The following is a 17,150-nucleotide window of genomic DNA, read 5'->3' as shown; positions in this document are numbered from 1 at the left end:
GGGATAATGGAGGCGTTTTTTTGAAGAAGTACCTAAGAATATTTTTAGCATTCGTTCTATTATTAACAGGTTCAGTCCCAATAAGCTATCTTCCAAATGCGGTGCAAAGAGTGTCTGCGTCTAGTTTACAAGAGGTGAATCTCTCAAGTTCTGAAGAAGAGAAGGTTGATCAAAAAGTAAAATCATTATTCGCATCTCATGAAAAAGTGGAATTACGAGTCGGGGAATCGACAAACGTTCGTATCTTTAGTGACTTCTATAGCAACAGTGGCGATGTAACTCAAGAGGTCTCTTGGACCCCAAAAAAGAAAGGCATTGTATCTATTAAAGACGGACAGTTTTCAGCAACAGCTATTGGTTCAACTTTGGTAACTGTTCAGTATGGAGAACAAGAATTAAAAATTCCTGTTCAAGTATCACCTAATCAAGAGAACCTAGAGATTAAGGCAAGTGAAAATGAAGGAAGTGCCATTTTAAGCTGGGAAAATGTAGATGCTACTAGTTATACAGTGAAACGAGGAGAAAGTAAGAGGAAGTACGAAGTTCTTGCGGTTGATCTGAAGAAGAACACTTTTTCTGATGATACAGTCAGACCTGGTACAACCTATTACTATAGGGTTGAAGCAAACTTATCTAATGGCGATTCCGTTGTTTCAAAGCCAGTGAAAATCAAAATGAAAAAAGGACAGAATGACTTTACATTAGAAACTGATTCTACTAGGCTTGACCTTCAAGTCGGTGAATCCAAATCAGTAGAAATAATTGCAAGGTTTACAGATGGTACGACTAGAGATGTAAGCACCAAGATAGAATGGAAAGTCGAAGATGAGAGTATTGTTTCGATAACCACCGAAAAGATAGAAGCAATGAATGCAGGGAAAACGAGGATCATCGGCTTTTACAATCAAAAAGAAATCCAACTGGAAGTATCGGTTGGTACCGATGAATCTATTCACCTTAGTGCGCAACAAGAAAACGAAGAAATCCAGTTGACTTGGAGTGAATGGTCAGAAAACTCAAAGTATATTGTACAACGTCGAGTTGGCAATGAAGACTTCGAACAAATAACGGATGAATTGTGGGCAACAAATTATAAGGATACCTCATTACAAAAGGGAGCCACTCATGAGTATAGAATTATTGGGCTTGGCACCGATGGATCACAAACTTTATCAAATGTAACTGCTGTACAGATATACCAGGATGAACCTACATTAATTCCTTCTCTTCATAACGTAGCTTTAGATGTAGGTGGTGAAAAACAAGTAACCGTTGAGCTTCAAAATCCAGATGGCACAATGAAAGACGTCACCAACGAGGCTCTTTGGAAGGTAAAAGATGAAGCGATAATTAGTGTTAGTAATGGCAAGATAACTGCACATGCTGAAGGAACAACACTGATCAGTGTTTATTATGAAGATAAGACGGTAGATATTGAAATTGATGTAACTGATCCTCAAGAACGTATTAATCTTGATGTTACTCCAACAATGAACGGGAATGTTCTTCGTTGGAATACGGAAGACAAAACTACGAGCTATAGCGTAAAAATGCGCAGCAGTAATTCTCAAAGTTATGAAGAGTTAATTTCAAAACTAACGGAAACCTCCTATGTAGATCATTCCATTGATCGAAATTCTGATGAATCTAGATACTATGTAGTAACGGGTATGACTGAAACTGGTGAAATGCTTATCTCGAATGAGGTAGAAATTACCTCACAAAAGAATGCATTGAATTCCGTTTTGCCAGAGGAGATCAAACCATTAATAACACCTGGTCCTGTCGAAGATACAATCGGAGCTTCAGGGTATAACTGGTATTCTATTACATTACAAGAGAATCATACGTTAAGCGTATTTACACCTGATCTTCAGGGGAGAGGGACCTCTAAAGACATTTACAGTGATCCAAATCAACCATCATTAGCTTACACAACAAAGAATACTTTAACGTATACACCCAAAACCACCGGTACTTACTATATTAAAATAAAGGGCAACAGTGGACAAAAAATTACTATCTCTGCTGGTGATGGATCTAGCATTGACCAAGCATATGCAATCGTTTTTGATAAAGACGATAAAAAGAGTATAGGAAAATTCTCAAGTCCTAGTAACGATAGTATCTACTTTGCTGCGGAGTTGACAAAGGGATATAACTATCACATTTGGGGAGACCCATTAGTTAAAGGCTGGGTTTTGTACGATAGCGCACAAAGAGAGGTTTTATCCGGTACTACTTCACGTACTGATATCAAGGTTGATACAAGTGGAACATACTACATTAAATTGTTAACCGGTGAGAATGCTGGGGAGCACGAATACTATATTCTCAAATCGATCCCTCTATCGGTATCTACGCCTCAAAGCTATACGATTGGGCCAGAAAAGAAAATATGGTATCAAGTGAAAGCAAAAGCGAATCATACCTTAAGAGTTTATACACCAGGTTTGAGTGGTTTTGGTGCCGGTATGTACTTATACGATGATCCGAACAAACCTGCTATAAAAACGGTTTCTTTAGACACTCTTACTTTTACCCCTGCGGAAACGAGAACCTATTTTATAGTAGTTTCAGGAAATAGCGGAAAGACATTTTCTATCACAGCTGGTGATGGGTCTGATCTTAATCAAGCATATTCGGTTTCTTTGGATGGGATAAAAGGAACGATTGCTACTTTTTCCACTCCGAGTAATGATAGTATCTTCTTTCGGACGGAATTAAAAGAAGGATTGAATTATCATCTTTGGGGAAAAGGCTCTTCACCGCTTGAGGGTTGGGTCTTGTATGATAGTACAAAAAAAGAAATCCTATCTGATACGACTTCACGTATGGATGTAAGGATCGAGACAAGTGGAACGTACTATATCAAGATGCTAACTGGAGGAAGTGGTGGAGAAAATAAGTATGAGTGGCTCGTATCCACGCCAGTATCGTTCCCAGCGCCTCAGACAGATACTTTTGGCTCATCTAAAGACATTTGGTACATTGTAAAGGCACAAGCAAATCAAACTATCAAAATCGTGCAAAAAGGACTCAGTTGGACAGGATCAATAACTCTTTTAGATGACCCAAATGGTTCAAAAATTGTATCTTCTTCGAGTGATACTCTTACCTATACTCCTTTGAGTTCGGGGATCTATTTCATTCGGATAACCGATCAGAATAAAGCTCCTGGTGATGTGGTTACGATCAATATAGAAGGGGTAGAACCATGGCAGCCCCCCTCTACATCGCCATCTACTAACCCAGAACCTGAGAATATTGAAATTTTGAAAGAAAATGAGCCTATAGATGTAACAGCAAACTCTGGTAAGAGCTTGTACTACAAGTTTACTCCTTCAGTTTCTGGGAACTATCGATTTTTTACCAGCCCATATAAGAACGAAGGACCCGAAAACGATACGTACCTTCAATTATATTCTGATGATTCATTCACAACATTATTGGCAGAAAACGATAACGTTCCGGATGGTCCATATGGAAAGCTCTTCTCGAAGCTTGAATATAATCTGAGTGCAGGTACGACTCACTATTTAAAATTAGGCGCTACTAATGGAAGCCTAAATACTCGTATAACAGTTGAAACTGTGGATGCCGATAGTGCAAGAGAAGGAGCAATTCCATCTGAGTGGGACGAGATATATAGTGATAGATTGTCCTCCAGGTTTGATGTGGATTACTATCGCTTGAATCTAAAAGAAGCCGCACAGATTCATTTGTTCGTCTCAGCAAATGCTATAACATTAGAAGATGAGTCTGGCAAATCGATTCAAACGTTCTACCCTGATGAACCAGAGACAATCTTCTTTGCAAATCAACCTGGTACTTACTTTGCAAAAGTTCAGTATCATGAAAACGCATCAGAAAATACTACTAAAGCATTGCTTACTTTACCAGATAGCCGCGGTTATCAAACTACTCATAAAGAAATAAAGTTAAGCCCGTCATATGCTGTTATTGATGCAACACCAGGATTTAAAAAAAGTGCTACATTCAGATGGACATTTAAAAGTCCACATGAAACAACATATATTCAAATATTTAACGATAAAAAAGAAAAAGTATACGAACAAATTAGAAAAAACGTGAAAGCCGAGGATCAATTTTTTGAATGGGATGGGATTGTTTCTGCACAGTTTGGTACCTTTGCACAATCAGGTCGTTATAAAGTAAAGATCGTAACAGCTGATTTCCCGCAGTGGCCAATCCATGCAGATGTAGTTGTCAAAAATACGGTCGATCTTGAAGAATTTGAATTGGTGCAGTTACTAAATAAATTAAACGCTACAATTCCAAGTGAGAAGATCAGTAGGATGCAAGAATATTTAGAGAAAATCGGGTTTTACGATGGTGAAAATACTGGGGTTTACGACAGTGACTTACTGATGAGTGTAGTCGCATATCAAGTAACCCTTAACAAGTGGAGTACCCATGTTGCAAAAGATGTTTATGAACGAAACATGGGGTATTTACAGGAAGACGGAATAATCACTGATCGCTTGTTAGGGTATGCTTATGCAGATTCATCACTAGGACATGATAGGTATGGTGAAACAGTCGAAATCTTCCTTATTGGAGATGCAGTTATTGTTGCCGAAGCAGCTGGATGGGTGGTAGGTCCAATAGTTACTGGCACTATTGTCTATCTCAGAGGTGGAGAGTTTGTAAAGCGTGCATTCACTTACTTAAAAAGTGAACGTGGGAGCATCATATTTGGTAATGTTGCGAAGTTAGGAACAGGACGTGTTGGAGATTTTATTGGAATAAGAGGATCTACAGTAGATGATATTATTTCAAGAATTCCTACTTATGCAAAAAGACGTGAATTAACTCCAGTTAAAGGGAAGGTAGAAAAAGGATTTGAATACCACTGGGAAGAAAATGGGGATGGGGTATCATGGCGAGTGAGAGTTCATGGCCCCGACGCATCAGCTCCAGAAGGAAGTAATGCAAGAAATAATTGGATAGTAAGAGTTGTAAGAGGAAACAAGTACTTGGATTCAAAAGGAAATTGGCACACAAGAGGAATTTACAATAAAAACAGCCCCAATTATAGTGAAGAGTTTGGTAATGATACTCATATACCAATTCAAACACCCATAGGAGGATAATATGATCGACGTCACTTATCTGAAAAGGTTATTCCTAAATAGAGGTGATGATCTATTTAACAGATTAGAAGAAATTGGTGATTTAATAGAGTATGGAACACTCAATCGGGATGACGTTATTAATATCACAGAGTATGCCCTAGACCTTGCGATAGTAGAAGAAAACTTTGCTATAAAAGAGAGTTTGTTTCGAATAATTGCGAATGCAGTAACATTTCAAGAAGTAGCCAAAACCATAGAATGGGATAAATTAGCAAACGTTTTACCAACTCTAAACGACCCTATTCTAGATTATGCATTAACCATAATTGGTGCTTCAAAAAACCAAAAATTTATCAATGTAATTGAACCTTACTTAAATTCTCCGACTGATTATATTAGGGAGACTGCTGCCGAAGCATTGGTGGAAATCAATTACGACCCCGAAAAATCACAGTAAGGAATCTTGGATACTTGTGTAAGGAATGGATTCCACATTCAGTAAATCAAGTGCTCTATTCGCATAAAGGCTATATCCACACAAATTTGGATGTAGCCTTTTATGTTGTCAAGTATAGGTATGATCGATCCATTTTTTCTTCCTTCACTCTATTAAAAAGTGTAATCTATTTAAAAATGATTCAAATCGATTATATCATTCGTGGTTTAATGTGCTATCATATCCATAAAAAGGAATCATCAGGAGGGTGTATTTGCTGTGATTTCAGAGGGAAAGACCTTTGGGGGCATATTACGAGTATATCGAAATAGAGCAAACTTAACACTGACTGAGTTATCAGAAAGAACAGGTGTAGCTTCTGGAACCATTAGTAAGATAGAATCCGATGCCTTTACTTTACCAAATATGCAGCATGTAATGAAGCTGGCAAAAGTACTTGATATTCCACTTTATACAGCGATCGTACCCTATTTACATAAAATTACGCGCGAAGCGACACTGCGGTCTCTATTAGAGGCTGTGATGCAAGAGAAGAATGTGGTTCTTACCAACAAAGTAGCTTTGCAGTTGCTAAATTGTCCCAAAAGCAATACATTTCTTTCTTTAGACTATCTGTATCAAAGCGCGGGAATGGAAGGGAATGAAGAACTGCGCTTGGCTCTTTATGACGTGATTTGTGATTACTCACGTGAACACGGAATTCCTTTGTATCTGGCAAGATCGCTTTTCCAACGCTACATGATTCGACGTGAAAATTTAAGCCAATTAGATCAGACTTATGTAGAAGGCAAGGAGCTATTACACTACACGTCCTATCTGCATATCAATGAGCGAATTTTGACCTACTATAAATTTTCCTTCCATGCATTACGTCTTGGATTCTATTCAGATTGTATTCATCTGTGTAAACAAGGACTTGAAATTGATCATAGTCAGAGTGAGCAAAAAGCAGCAGCGATTCTTGCGATCATCATTTCCTATTTTGAGTTGGAGGACTACACATTAGGACATTTTTATCTGGAGAGATACGAAATGTTCGATTATCCCGAGGTACATAAACATGCCAGACATATTCGGGGGAAACTATACGGAAAGACAGGGAAATTTGATAAAGCCATTCCGGTATTACAAGAGTGTCTTGCACAACAAGCACAGGATGAAAAAATTGTGATTGCGAATGATTTGCTAGAGATTTATATCCAGGTAGGAGACGAAGAGAAAATCCGTGAGCTATTTTTGGCAGAAGCATCGATCTTGCCAGAGAATTTAACTACTCCGAATCAATACAATCAAATGGGACTGTATTTCCGAACAAAGGGCACCTTTTTCATTCAAAAAGACGAAGCAGACTTAGGGATCGATAGTCTTGTGGAGAGCGTGAATTACTATCGCGCAATCAATGAGATAAAACAAGCCGATAAGAGTCTGAGCGTACTTTTTGAATTCTATGTGTCAAAGAAAAAAAATCTTCCTTTTGGTATACTCCATAAATTGGTAAACGTGTATAATGGAAGTAATCATAGATCCAAACAGGAGGTATAGGTCATGAAGAAATGGATATTGTCTTTGTGTATGTTAACCGCCTTCATTGCAATGCCAGTTTTAGTAGAACAACCAGCCAAGCAATCTAATCTAATTATACAATATGGCTGGCCGGAGCCTTGGTAATCATCTTTTTTCTCTGACAATAGAAACATAAGCAACATACTGAACCATACAATCAATGCCCTCCAATCGGAGGGCATTTCTTATACGCAAAAAGGTGACTTCGGAAGACAACATTTTTACTTGAGTAATTCGTTATAATTAATTATAACTAGTTATATGTAGTTATAATTGGTATGGAGGTAGCGGATGCAGATGGTGACGACGCCGATGGTCAATTCGCAAAAATTATGGATGGTGGTTAAGCGGATGGAGCCTCATTTGATCCGCAATCAAGCCAATATGGAGAAGCTTTTGAAAATGCTCATGATCCACGATGTTTCGAACGGTGATAGCAAAGAGCTTTGGAGCGAGTTCGAAAGCAATGAGACGTATGAAGCGAAGGTCGCTCATGCCATTATTCGTCTGAGCGACCAAATCGAAATGGAACGAAATTGAAATCAAGATGTAAATGACTACCATATGCTTTGTCCCATACGGACAACGGCTATGGTAGTTTTTTATGCTTTCGCACACAATGGGCGCATGTGCCATAGGCTGGTGGTAGCTTTTTTGCTGAGGTGATACACATGAGACGCCCGGATAATCAGCCAGATTTTATCGGTGCCCTCCTAAGTATGTTTCTTGGAGTCGTCCTATCATTCGAGGCCTATCGTCTGGAGGCATTTTCGACGTCCTTGTACGTAGGGGATCACACGTTGCCTGCCATTCTCGGCTTACTGTTTTTCATGCTTGGAGGTGTGCTGCTGGTCCAATCATTCCGTGTGACGGAGCAAGCCTCTTCGCCAAATCCCGGACCGCTTTTTCCTGGAAAAAGGCTGCGCCTGCTGCTTTGCTTTTTATTCCTGTTGCTGTATGTCTGGCTGCTCGGCGCGATCGGCTACACAATGGCGACGCTGTTTGTCTCCTTTGCATTTTTTATATTGATCGGCAGCTATCGGTGGCGTACGTCCATCATGTACTCCGTCCTTTTGACAGGGGGGCTGTATGTGGTGTTCATCTACTCGCTGCATATCACGCTGCCTGGAGGCGATTGGTTTTAGAGCAAGTATGATAAGGAGGTGCTGATCATCGAGACGTTCCCATTACTACTGGCTGGTTTTGCTTCAGCCCTCGCGCCGGAGCATCTGCTCATGGCAGCACTCGGCGCTCTTATTGGCACCTTTGTAGGCGTATTGCCCGGTCTCGGTCCCACTTCTGCCATCGCGATTCTGCTTCCGGTGACAGCCGTACTGGAGCCGACACAAGGAATGATCATGCTGGCAGGGATTTATTACGGTGCCATGTACGGTGGCTCGACGACTGCCATTCTGCTCAATATCCCGGGGGAGCTATCGTCAGTCCCCACGTGTTTGGATGGCTATCCGCTCGCGAAAAAAGGGAGAGGTGGGCCGGCATTGGGGATATCCGCACTGGCTTCGTTTGGTGCAGGGGTACTGGGGGTGATCGGCCTCGTCTTTTTCGCACCGATTCTGGCAGATCAAGCCTTAAAATTCGGACCGCCTGAATACTTTGCGCTGATGATTTTGGCTCTCACGCTGATGGTCAGTCTATCAGGAGGATCATTGGTCAAATCGTTTTTGATGGGGGCATTCGGTTATACGCTAGCTCTAGTTGGACTGGGGCCTTCTTCGGGCATGCCGCGCTTTGATTACGGCGTTCCCGCATTGGTCGGCGGTTTTGACATGATTAGCATCATTATCGGGTTGTTTGCGATCACGGAAGTCCTCAAAGGGATTGATGAAAAACGCACAGCTACCCTGATTGGCAAGCCAGGGAGTGTCTACCCGAAAAAGGAAGACTTGAGAGTAAGTGCTGGGCCTACGCTGAGGGGCGGGATTATCGGCTTTTTTCTTGGATTGCTGCCGGGCTGTTCGGCTGCGATCACGTCGTTTTTGGCGTACGATATGGAGAAAAAGCTATCGAAGCATCCCGAGAAGTTTGGTCAGGGAGCGATCGAAGGGGTGGCGGCACCAGAGGCAGCGAATAATGCGACGAGCAGTGCAGGCTTCATCCCGCTGTTTTCGCTCGGGATTCCTTCCTCACCGCCGCTGGCGATTTTGTTAGCAGGCTTGATGATCTATGGATTGACGCCAGGCCCTGTTTTGTTTGAACAAAATGCGAGCTTTGTCTGGACGGTCATCGCTTCGATGTTCGTGGGGAATGCGATGCTTCTCGTGCTCAATCTCCCGATGGTATGGGTGTGGGTCAAATTAACGAGGGTACCGTATGGCATCATGGCTCCAATCATCCTGATGTTCTGCACGATTGGGGCATACAGTGTGCGGAACAGCATGTTTGATGTGTGGGTAGCGTTTTTGTTTGGCGGACTTGGGTATGTTTTCTCCAAATATAAATGGCCCGTTGTTCCGCTGGTGTTGTGCTTCATTTTGGGACCTCTTCTGGAAGAATCCTTCATTCAAACGATGGCGATGGGCGCGGGTGATTTCAGTATTGTTTTGTTTCGGCCCCTATCGTTGACCATCTTGCTGGCAGCTGGAGCACTCTTGATCATCTCTATGATGCTGAACCGCCGGACACAGCAACGGCTGAAAGAAGAGCGAGACCGGGGAGTAGATGTCGTCGCGTAGGGAGGAAGAGTCATTGAAAGGGTATAAACAATGGGCAGCTGTCATCCTGTCGTTACTTTTGGCGGCAGCCGTTAGCGCATGTGGAAATCAAGGTGCAGCCGAGTCGGCTTATCCATCGAAGCAGGTGGAGTATATCGTTCCGTATTCTGCCGGGGGCGGAGTCGATCTCGTGGCCAGAGCGGCAGCAGATTATTTGAGCAAGGAATGGGGGCAGCCCATCATCGTCGTCAACAAGGCGGGAGGTGGTGGGGCGGTAGGAGCGGAGTATGCTTTAAAGCAAGCCAAAAACGATGGTTACACAGCACTTGCTGTCAATGTATCCAATACGACGATGCTCGCTGCCGGGATGAAAACACCGCCGATTACAAACGAGGATCAAGTCTATACAGCCAGGATTGGCAAAGGGACGCTTGCTTTTGCTGTGAAAGCCGACGCAGCTTGGAAAGATTTCGCTGAATTTTCCGCGTGGGTGCGTGCGAATCCGGAGCAGTTAACCTGGACTTCTGTAGGGCCAGCAGGCTTTTCCGCTTTTGGGGTAGCAGAGTGGTTGGATGTGATTGGGGCTGACTTCGCCAAGACGAGAATGATCGTGACGAAAGGCGCATCCGACTCTGTCCCGAAAGTGGCTGGAGGGCACGCGATTTTGGCGGTGCATACAGTGGGGGAGATCATGCCGATGCTGAAAGCGGGCAAGGTCAAAATCCTCGCCGTATCCGGTGACACGCGAAGTCCGTTCCTGCCTGACGTTCCTACTGCGGAGGAGCAAGGGATTCAAGGCTTGTCGGTTTTCTGGTGGACGGGAGTGTCGTTTGCCAAAGGAACGCCAGCGTCGATTATCCGCAAATGGGAAGAAGCGATTGCCAAGATGGAAAAAGACCCAGCCTTTTTGCAAAAGCTGAGTGAAATCCATGTGGAGCCAGCATACGCGGTAAGTGAAGCATTTACGAAGGAAACACAGGCAGAAACGACCTACTACTTGGAATTGGCGACCAAGAAGGGCATTCGAAAATAAGGGCGACAAAAGAAAAAAGGGAGAATGGCCTGTAGCTGTTCTCCCTTTTCCATCTATCTATTTAGGTATCCGTTTTTCGTACCTGAATTTATAAAAACCATTTGTTGCGTTCGGCTCAGTTTCGCCGACCTTTTTGTAACCGCATTTCTCGTAAAAGTGTTGGTTGCGTATCGCTTCATAGCCAGTATCGAGCGTCCACTTTTTGATGTGTGGATACGCGGCTTCCATGAACTGCATGGTTTGGGTTCCGATACGCAGGTTTTGCTTATCAGGATCGACATAAATGATCCCCAGCTCCAAATGCTCATGGTCGACTGGAATGAGGCAAAAGCCGCCTACGATCTGGTCATCCAGCAAGATCGTATAGTAATGGGCCTTTTGCATGAACAAAATATGCTGGTCAGGCTGGTCATGTCCGGCAGGGCCCTCTCCGTACTTTTGGACGTCTTCTGCGAAGCAGCGAGTGGCAATTTGGGTGAGTTGCTCAGCGTTCGCGGGGACAGCCTTTTTGAAAAAAACCATAGGACTCATGAGATCATCTCCAGTTCGTCTGACTACTTCGAAATAGGTGCATGTATGATTAGTAAAATTCTCCTATATAGCAGACGGATGAACCGACAGATTGGTTACCTACTTATTTTAGGCATGAAGCTTTCTAATGGTCCTCTCTCGAACCAATGTCCGGTTTTTACCCATGTTTTGAACCACCAGATAAAGCAACATTCCGGTCACAAATAAAAACAAGCTGGATAAGCACAACTGTCCTTTGCCCGGACACAGCTGTCTCACACCTGTCTGGATTTGAGAAGGTGCAGACTGCTTGTCGCTGCGTAAAAACCACGTGCGACAAGGGGGAGCTCGATTGGTATCCAACTTGCAGAGCTTTTTTCTGAATGCGGATGCAACAGCAGAGGAAGGGAGAGAATGGCTTGGATATGCGGGAAGTGGTTGCCATTGTAACGGGTGGTGCTTCCGGTTTGGGAGAAGCCGCTGTGAGGAATGTAGTTCAACACGGGGGAAAAGTAGCCATTCTTGATTTGACGGTGGAGAAGGGGCAAGCGCTGGCGAATGAGTTGGGGCGCGAGAATGCATTGTTCGTGCATACCGATGTCATGAGTGAGGCGAGTGTAAAGGAGGCCATTGATCAGGCTGCTGGCACATTCGGTACGATTCACGCCCTGGTCAACTGTGCGGGGATTGGTTTGGCACAAAAAACGCTGTCGAGAAGCGGTCCACATCCACTGGAAGCCTTCAGCAAAGTCATTTCAGTCAATCTAATCGGTACTTTTAATGTTATTCGGTTGGCGGTGGAGCAAATGGCAGGAAATGAGCCGAACCAACAGGGGGAGCGGGGTGTCATCATCAATACCGCATCAGTGGCGGCTTTTGAAGGACAGGTGGGGCAGGTTGCCTATAGCGCCTCCAAAGGCGGAATTGTAAGCATGACCCTGCCGCTAGCAAGAGATCTGGCTTGGTATGGCATACGCGTGATGGCGATTGCTCCAGGGCTATTTGACACGCCGATGTTCGATCAGCTTCCGCGCTCTGAAAAAGCAGCGTTGGGTGCGACTGTTCCTTTTCCCGCACGCATGGGTGACCCAAAAGAATACGCGATGCTCGTGAACAGCATCCTCACCAATCCGATGTTAAATGGAGAAACGATCCGGCTGGATGGTGCAATCAGGATGGCACCGAAATAGAGAAGCAGTATTGACACGAAAATAGTTAGGTGCCATACTATGCCCATGACAAACCATTCAAACGGAAGAAAACAAGAAGATGCGATCCCATCGCTAGTTCAATCGCAACGCCAGATTGACCGGTATGGACTCGATGTTGATGCACAAGCTATACTCGTCGCCGCCAGGCTGATGGAGGCAGGAGCCAAACTAGGGCATGCGGCCGAAATACATTTTGCCAGATTCGGCTTATCAACGGGACGATATCGGTTGTTGGCAGACCTTGAAGATAACGGAGGGGAAGTACTTCCGTCACAATTGGCAGAGCATCTGGGTGTAACTCGTGCAACTGTTACCGGTCTGATCGACATCCTCGAGCGTGATGGCCTAGTTTCACGACGAGCGAGTGCAAAAGATGGCAGGCAAAAATCGGTCATGTTAACGGAGCTCGGGGCAAGCAAGCTGCGTGAAATAGCGCCTGAGCACTTTGCGAGATTGGAAGCGATGGTCGGGTTGCTCAATACCCAGGAGCGCAGTGTGTTTCTCGACCTGCTGGACCGTGTGACACAAGGTATCTCGGCACTGACAGAAGAATAGTAAGCAGTAAAGCGGGCTAGGCAGCTAGCCCATTTTCATCCTTGTATAGTTAGGTTCCTAATTATTTTTTCTAGAACAGAGGAAAGGAGGTGAAAAAGATGCATGATCCTGCAAAATCGGGAGGAGTTTATCCAATCAAGAGGGCAGGTCCCGAGCGAAAATCGTTTGTTTTATGGCGAGAGGTCGTCATGGCTTATTTGTCTCCTGCGATCATGGCGAGCATTGGAGGATGGATCACTGCTGACAAAGGGCTGCAAATAGGAGCATTGACCACGATTGGCGGTACATCTGCATTGATTGCCGCACTGCTTGGACGATGGCTACAGAGCCAAGGTATACATAAACGCTGGGTCACCCACACGCCTCATTTGGCGCTGGTAGCGATTATGGGGATGACAATGGCGGTGATCGGTCTGTTGGCAGCATGGCTAACAACGGAGTTACTCGTCATCGTGGCTCCCGATGAATCGTTAGCATGGTTAAGTCGTGTCTGGATCGACTTCCCGCTATCAGCGATAATCGCCAGCACGTTAATCACATGGCGGTGGCGTAGTGCCATCAGCCATAACCGACAAAAATGGAATCAGTTACGGAGGAGAGATAGATAATGATCGTAGTCATGGGAGCGACAGGAACTATAGGACGTGAACTTTTGAAAAGATTGATAGAGCTTGGTGTCCCAACTCGGGCATTGAGTAGAACACCGGAAAAACTTCAGATGCTAATGGGAGAACGGGCAGCATCTACGGTGGAAGTCGCAGCAGCGGAAGCTTCTGACCCTGAATCATTGCGCACAGCATTCACTGGTGCGAATCAGCTTTTCCTTTCCCTTTCAAACAGTCCCGATCAGGTCGAGCTGGAAACAGCGATGATTCGCATAGCAGCTGAGGCTGGAATCCAACATATTGTCAAAATATCCAGTCCAGCCTACGACGGAAAGGCGCCAGTCGCCGTAGCGAGATGGCACCAGGAAATCGAGAGAACTTTATTAGAATCGGGTATGAAAAATACTGTGCTTCGTCCGTACGCCTTTATGCAGAATTTGCTCCGTTTCGCACCGACAATTCAGACGCAACATGTTTTCTTCGGCGCGATGGGCGAAACAGCCTGCAACTTTATCGATTGCCGGGATATCGCCGATGTTGCCGCAGAGGCATTGACCCATCCCGAAAAAGCAGGTCGTGTATACACACTGACGGGTTCTGAGGTTTTCAGCTATTCGCAAATTGCGAGCAAGCTGTCCGAACTGCTTGGCCGCCCGATAACGTACATCAACAAGGATAGCGAAGCACTCCGACGTGATCTGATGGAGTACGGAAACATGCCGGAGTGGCTCGCCAGTCATGTCGTTGAAATTCAATTGATGTCAGTAACAATCCCGGAAAAGCCGACAGACGATGTATGGCGTGTCCTCGGCAGAGAACCTCGCCAGCTGGACGCTTTTCTGCAAGAACATAGTGAAAAGTTCCGTTAATCGACAGGGTTATTTTCTAACAGCGAAATTTCTTGGGCTTTTAGAAGAGCCTGTGTGCGATTGGTAACACCGAGCTTGCCATATATCCGATGCAAATACACCTTGACGGTCCCGAGTGTATTCCCTAGCTCATCGGCGATTAGCTTGTTGGATGCTCCTTCGGCCAGCATGGAAAGGATAATCATTTCTTTTCCGGTTAGCGGCTCAATCAAAGGAGCTTTTCTTTTCTCCATTTTCTTAGGGAAAAGGGATAGCAGCTGATTGACGTACACAGCCGATACGGCCGGACCTGGCTGTTGGGATCGTTTTTTCAAGCGTAGCTGGTAATCGTGCAAGAGGTGAGACATCGCCGTACCTTCGTCCAGAAAGCTTCGGACGTAGCAGTTGTTTCCGCCAATCAAGAGTGCTTCGTGGAGGAAAGCCAGTGCTTCTTTTTTGTTGCCACACTGTTGGTGGGCGAGGGCTTTCAGAATGGCGATGTCTACCTGGCTGATCAACAGCTCCTCGCGAATACTGGATGGCTTTAGGATCGTTAAAATACGCAAGGCTTCCTGTTCCTGCTGCTGGGTGAGCAACAAACGGACATAGGTCAAAACCTCTAATTCTCTCTGAATGCTAGGCTGATTCAAAATGGAAGGGGGAAGCTTGGACAACTCCGTTTTTGCTAAAGCAATGTCCCCTTCCTGGATTGCGATGTGTGCGAGAAATGCTTGTAATGGGTTTAACCAATACGAAGCACCCCAGCTTGTGACCGTCTCCCGTGTCTCTGAGATGATTTTTCGTGCCGCAACAAAATTCCCCTCCACTAGCTTGTGCTTGGCGGATGTCAGCGCATTTGGGACGAGCAGGCCAGGTATTTGCTTTTGTAGTGCGACCAAACGAACTCGCTGAAGATGATCGAGGCTTTCTTCCAGCCTGTTTTCCTCATACAGCCCCTCCGCCAACGCCTGAATGGTGTACAGGTTGATCAAAGAATCCTTCCAGCCATGAGCTTCGAGTATGCTGGAAAAATGCTTGCCGACAGCCTCTGTTTGATCGGACAGCATCCCTTTTAACCCGAATCGCGTACGGCGAATAAACGGCTCAGTCGTGTTGTAATTAAAATGGTAAAACAACGGACTCTCTGGCAGCTCACCACTTAACTGTGAGGAACTGGCAATCCAACTCTCAAAATCCCCGGTTGCAAACACTAGATTCGCTCGGACAAAAAACAGCCCGCTCAAAAACTGTTGATGCTCCGTTGAGTCTTCTAGGCTCGCAGCGCTTTGCTCCAATTGGGTGAGGGCAAGCTCTGCCCGATCCGTAAAACCGCAAGCAACCAAGAGGAACACATAGATCAGGCGAAAAAGTGGTGAGAAATGGTTCGCGTGATCAGGGATGCTGTCCAGCGTTCTGAGAAAGCTGGAAAACTCGCCGCGTTGGAGCAGTACCGGAATATGTTGCGCAAGGAAGCTTGCTGCAAGCGTGTAATCGGCAGCGGCAATCGCATGATCGATCGCTTCGTCCATCATTCCACGCTCCGCATAGCTCTCACTGGCTAGCCGATGCAGCTCACGTGCTTCTCCGGGAGCCGTTTGCTCCAATTGACTGCGCAAAAAATCGGCAAACAAGTGATGGTATCGATACCACGTCCCATAATCATCCAGTGGGATTAAAAAAATGTTTTGGCGGTGCAAGCGGGTCAGCATTTGTTGGCACTGGGGCAGGCTGGTCAGAGCTTGGCATACGTGAGCGTCCATTCTCGCCAGCACAGAGGTTTTGAGCAAGAAGCTGCGCTCCTCTTCTGGAAGTCGCATGATTACCTCATGAAACAAATACTCCGAAATATTGCGATGAGAGCCAGTAAATCCGGCAAAAAATTGATCGTGATTCTCCGTATTCACGAGTGAAATAGCTGCGAGCTGCAAGCCGGCGATCCAGCCCTCCGTACTTTTCACCAGCTGTTCAATTTGCGTTTCGGTTAGAGGTAAATCGTGAACCTGCCGGTAAAAGCTATCCGTCTCTTGGTGACTGAAAAGAAATTGTCCTGCCTCAATGTGACATACTTCATGGCGTACGTTCCATTTGACTGTAGAAAAAGGCAACCTGTTGCGACTGGCGATGTACAGATGGACGTGACTGGGGAGATATTCCAAAAAATAAGCCAAGCTGTTGTGAATCGTCTCATCCGAGATGACGTGATAGTCATCGAGAATGATAGCAAGTGGCTGTGTCGTAGCAGCGAGTTCATTGAGCAGGGAATCGATGAAGGTAAAGATCGAGGTATGACTGGTTGCCTTCATGGCTGGTTCCATTCGCTCGGAGAGTTCAGCGAAGCCAGATTCAGACAGCGTAAATACGATGTATTTCCAAAAGCGAATCAGGTCATTATCCATCTCATCGAGTGAGAGCCATACGGTGGAACCGCCGTACTGATGAGCCCATTGACTGAGCAAGGTCGTTTTTCCGTAACCGGCTGGGGCGTATAGAGTGGTTAGTCGGCATTGTAGACCAGCGTCCATTTTTTGCAGCAGTCGGCTCCTGTGAACGCTATTCGACCGAACGGCGGGCATTGCTGTTTTGGTTTTCAGCATAAT

14 protein-coding genes are annotated in these 17,150 nt (G+C 45.1%); 12 read left to right on the top strand and 2 right to left on the bottom strand.

Annotation, left to right across the window (positions count from 1 at the left end; translation table 11 throughout):
• Positions 1-20: 20 nt before the first annotated feature.
• The 8 genes from HPY31_RS13255 (at position 21) to HPY31_RS13225 (ending at position 10,824) form a co-directional block, all read left to right on the top strand.
• Entirely contained in the window at positions 21-5,117 is a 5,097-nt protein-coding gene (locus tag HPY31_RS13255; RefSeq protein WP_172141101.1) for a polymorphic toxin type 30 domain-containing protein, read from the top strand.
• Position 5,118: 1 nt separating this feature from the next.
• Entirely contained in the window at positions 5,119-5,556 is a 438-nt protein-coding gene (locus tag HPY31_RS13250; protein ID WP_172141100.1) for a hypothetical protein, read from the top strand.
• 258 nt (positions 5,557-5,814) lie between these two features.
• Positions 5,815-7,098 (top strand): helix-turn-helix domain-containing protein, encoded by a 1,284-nt coding sequence (locus HPY31_RS13245; RefSeq protein WP_172141099.1) that lies wholly within the window; start codon positions 5,815-5,817, stop codon positions 7,096-7,098.
• Between the two features lie 3 nt (positions 7,099-7,101).
• On the top strand, positions 7,102-7,224 hold the full coding sequence (locus HPY31_RS29025) for a hypothetical protein (protein WP_256434409.1): 123 nt from the start codon (positions 7,102-7,104) through the stop codon (positions 7,222-7,224).
• A gap of 186 nt (positions 7,225-7,410) precedes the next feature.
• Positions 7,411-7,659 (top strand): HD domain-containing protein, encoded by a 249-nt coding sequence (locus HPY31_RS13240; RefSeq protein ID WP_172141098.1) that lies wholly within the window; start codon positions 7,411-7,413, stop codon positions 7,657-7,659.
• Positions 7,660-7,790: 131 nt separating this feature from the next.
• A complete protein-coding gene (locus HPY31_RS13235; protein ID WP_172141097.1) occupies positions 7,791-8,264 on the top strand; it encodes a tripartite tricarboxylate transporter TctB family protein in 474 nt (157 codons plus the stop codon).
• Positions 8,265-8,282: 18 nt separating this feature from the next.
• Positions 8,283-9,812 carry a tripartite tricarboxylate transporter permease gene (locus tag HPY31_RS13230; protein WP_172141096.1) on the top strand — a complete coding sequence of 510 codons (1,530 nt, stop codon included), beginning with the start codon at positions 8,283-8,285 and terminating at the stop codon, positions 9,810-9,812.
• Complete coding sequence (locus HPY31_RS13225) at positions 9,799-10,824, top strand: Bug family tripartite tricarboxylate transporter substrate binding protein (RefSeq protein WP_172141095.1); 1,026 nt, start codon at positions 9,799-9,801, stop codon at positions 10,822-10,824. The genes HPY31_RS13230 and HPY31_RS13225 overlap by 14 nt, the downstream gene beginning before the upstream one ends.
• Before the next feature lie 57 nt (positions 10,825-10,881).
• Here HPY31_RS13225 and HPY31_RS13220 read toward each other — a convergent pair whose 3' ends face one another.
• Entirely contained in the window at positions 10,882-11,355 is a 474-nt protein-coding gene (locus tag HPY31_RS13220; protein WP_172141094.1) for a GNAT family N-acetyltransferase, read from the bottom strand.
• 398 nt (positions 11,356-11,753) lie between these two features.
• Here HPY31_RS13220 and HPY31_RS13215 point away from each other — a divergent pair, with 398 nt between their 5' ends.
• The 4 genes from HPY31_RS13215 to HPY31_RS13200 all read left to right on the top strand — a co-directional run bounded on the left by HPY31_RS13215 (position 11,754) and on the right by HPY31_RS13200 (position 14,574).
• The gene (locus HPY31_RS13215) at positions 11,754-12,524 is read left to right on the top strand and encodes a 3-hydroxyacyl-CoA dehydrogenase (protein ID WP_172141390.1); all 771 of its coding nucleotides are present in this window, start codon (positions 11,754-11,756) and stop codon (positions 12,522-12,524) included.
• 45 nt (positions 12,525-12,569) lie between these two features.
• The gene (locus tag HPY31_RS13210; protein WP_172141093.1) at positions 12,570-13,100 is read left to right on the top strand and encodes a MarR family winged helix-turn-helix transcriptional regulator; all 531 of its coding nucleotides are present in this window, start codon (positions 12,570-12,572) and stop codon (positions 13,098-13,100) included.
• Between the two features lie 98 nt (positions 13,101-13,198).
• Complete coding sequence (locus tag HPY31_RS13205) at positions 13,199-13,708, top strand: hypothetical protein (RefSeq protein WP_172141092.1); 510 nt, start codon at positions 13,199-13,201, stop codon at positions 13,706-13,708.
• Complete coding sequence (locus HPY31_RS13200) at positions 13,708-14,574, top strand: SDR family oxidoreductase (RefSeq protein WP_172141091.1); 867 nt, start codon at positions 13,708-13,710, stop codon at positions 14,572-14,574. The genes HPY31_RS13205 and HPY31_RS13200 overlap by 1 nt, the downstream gene beginning before the upstream one ends.
• Here HPY31_RS13200 and HPY31_RS13195 read toward each other — a convergent pair.
• Complete coding sequence (locus HPY31_RS13195) at positions 14,571-17,147, bottom strand: winged helix-turn-helix domain-containing protein (RefSeq protein WP_253901795.1); 2,577 nt, start codon at positions 17,145-17,147, stop codon at positions 14,571-14,573. The two genes, HPY31_RS13200 and HPY31_RS13195, sit on opposite strands and share 4 nt — an antisense overlap.
• Positions 17,148-17,150: the final 3 nt, after the last annotated feature.

Source organism: Brevibacillus sp. HB1.3, assembly GCF_013186635.1.
In the GTDB taxonomy this organism is placed as follows: domain Bacteria; phylum Bacillota; class Bacilli; order Brevibacillales; family Brevibacillaceae; genus Brevibacillus; species Brevibacillus brevis_D.
This window is presented reverse-complemented; position numbering and strand designations above follow the sequence as displayed.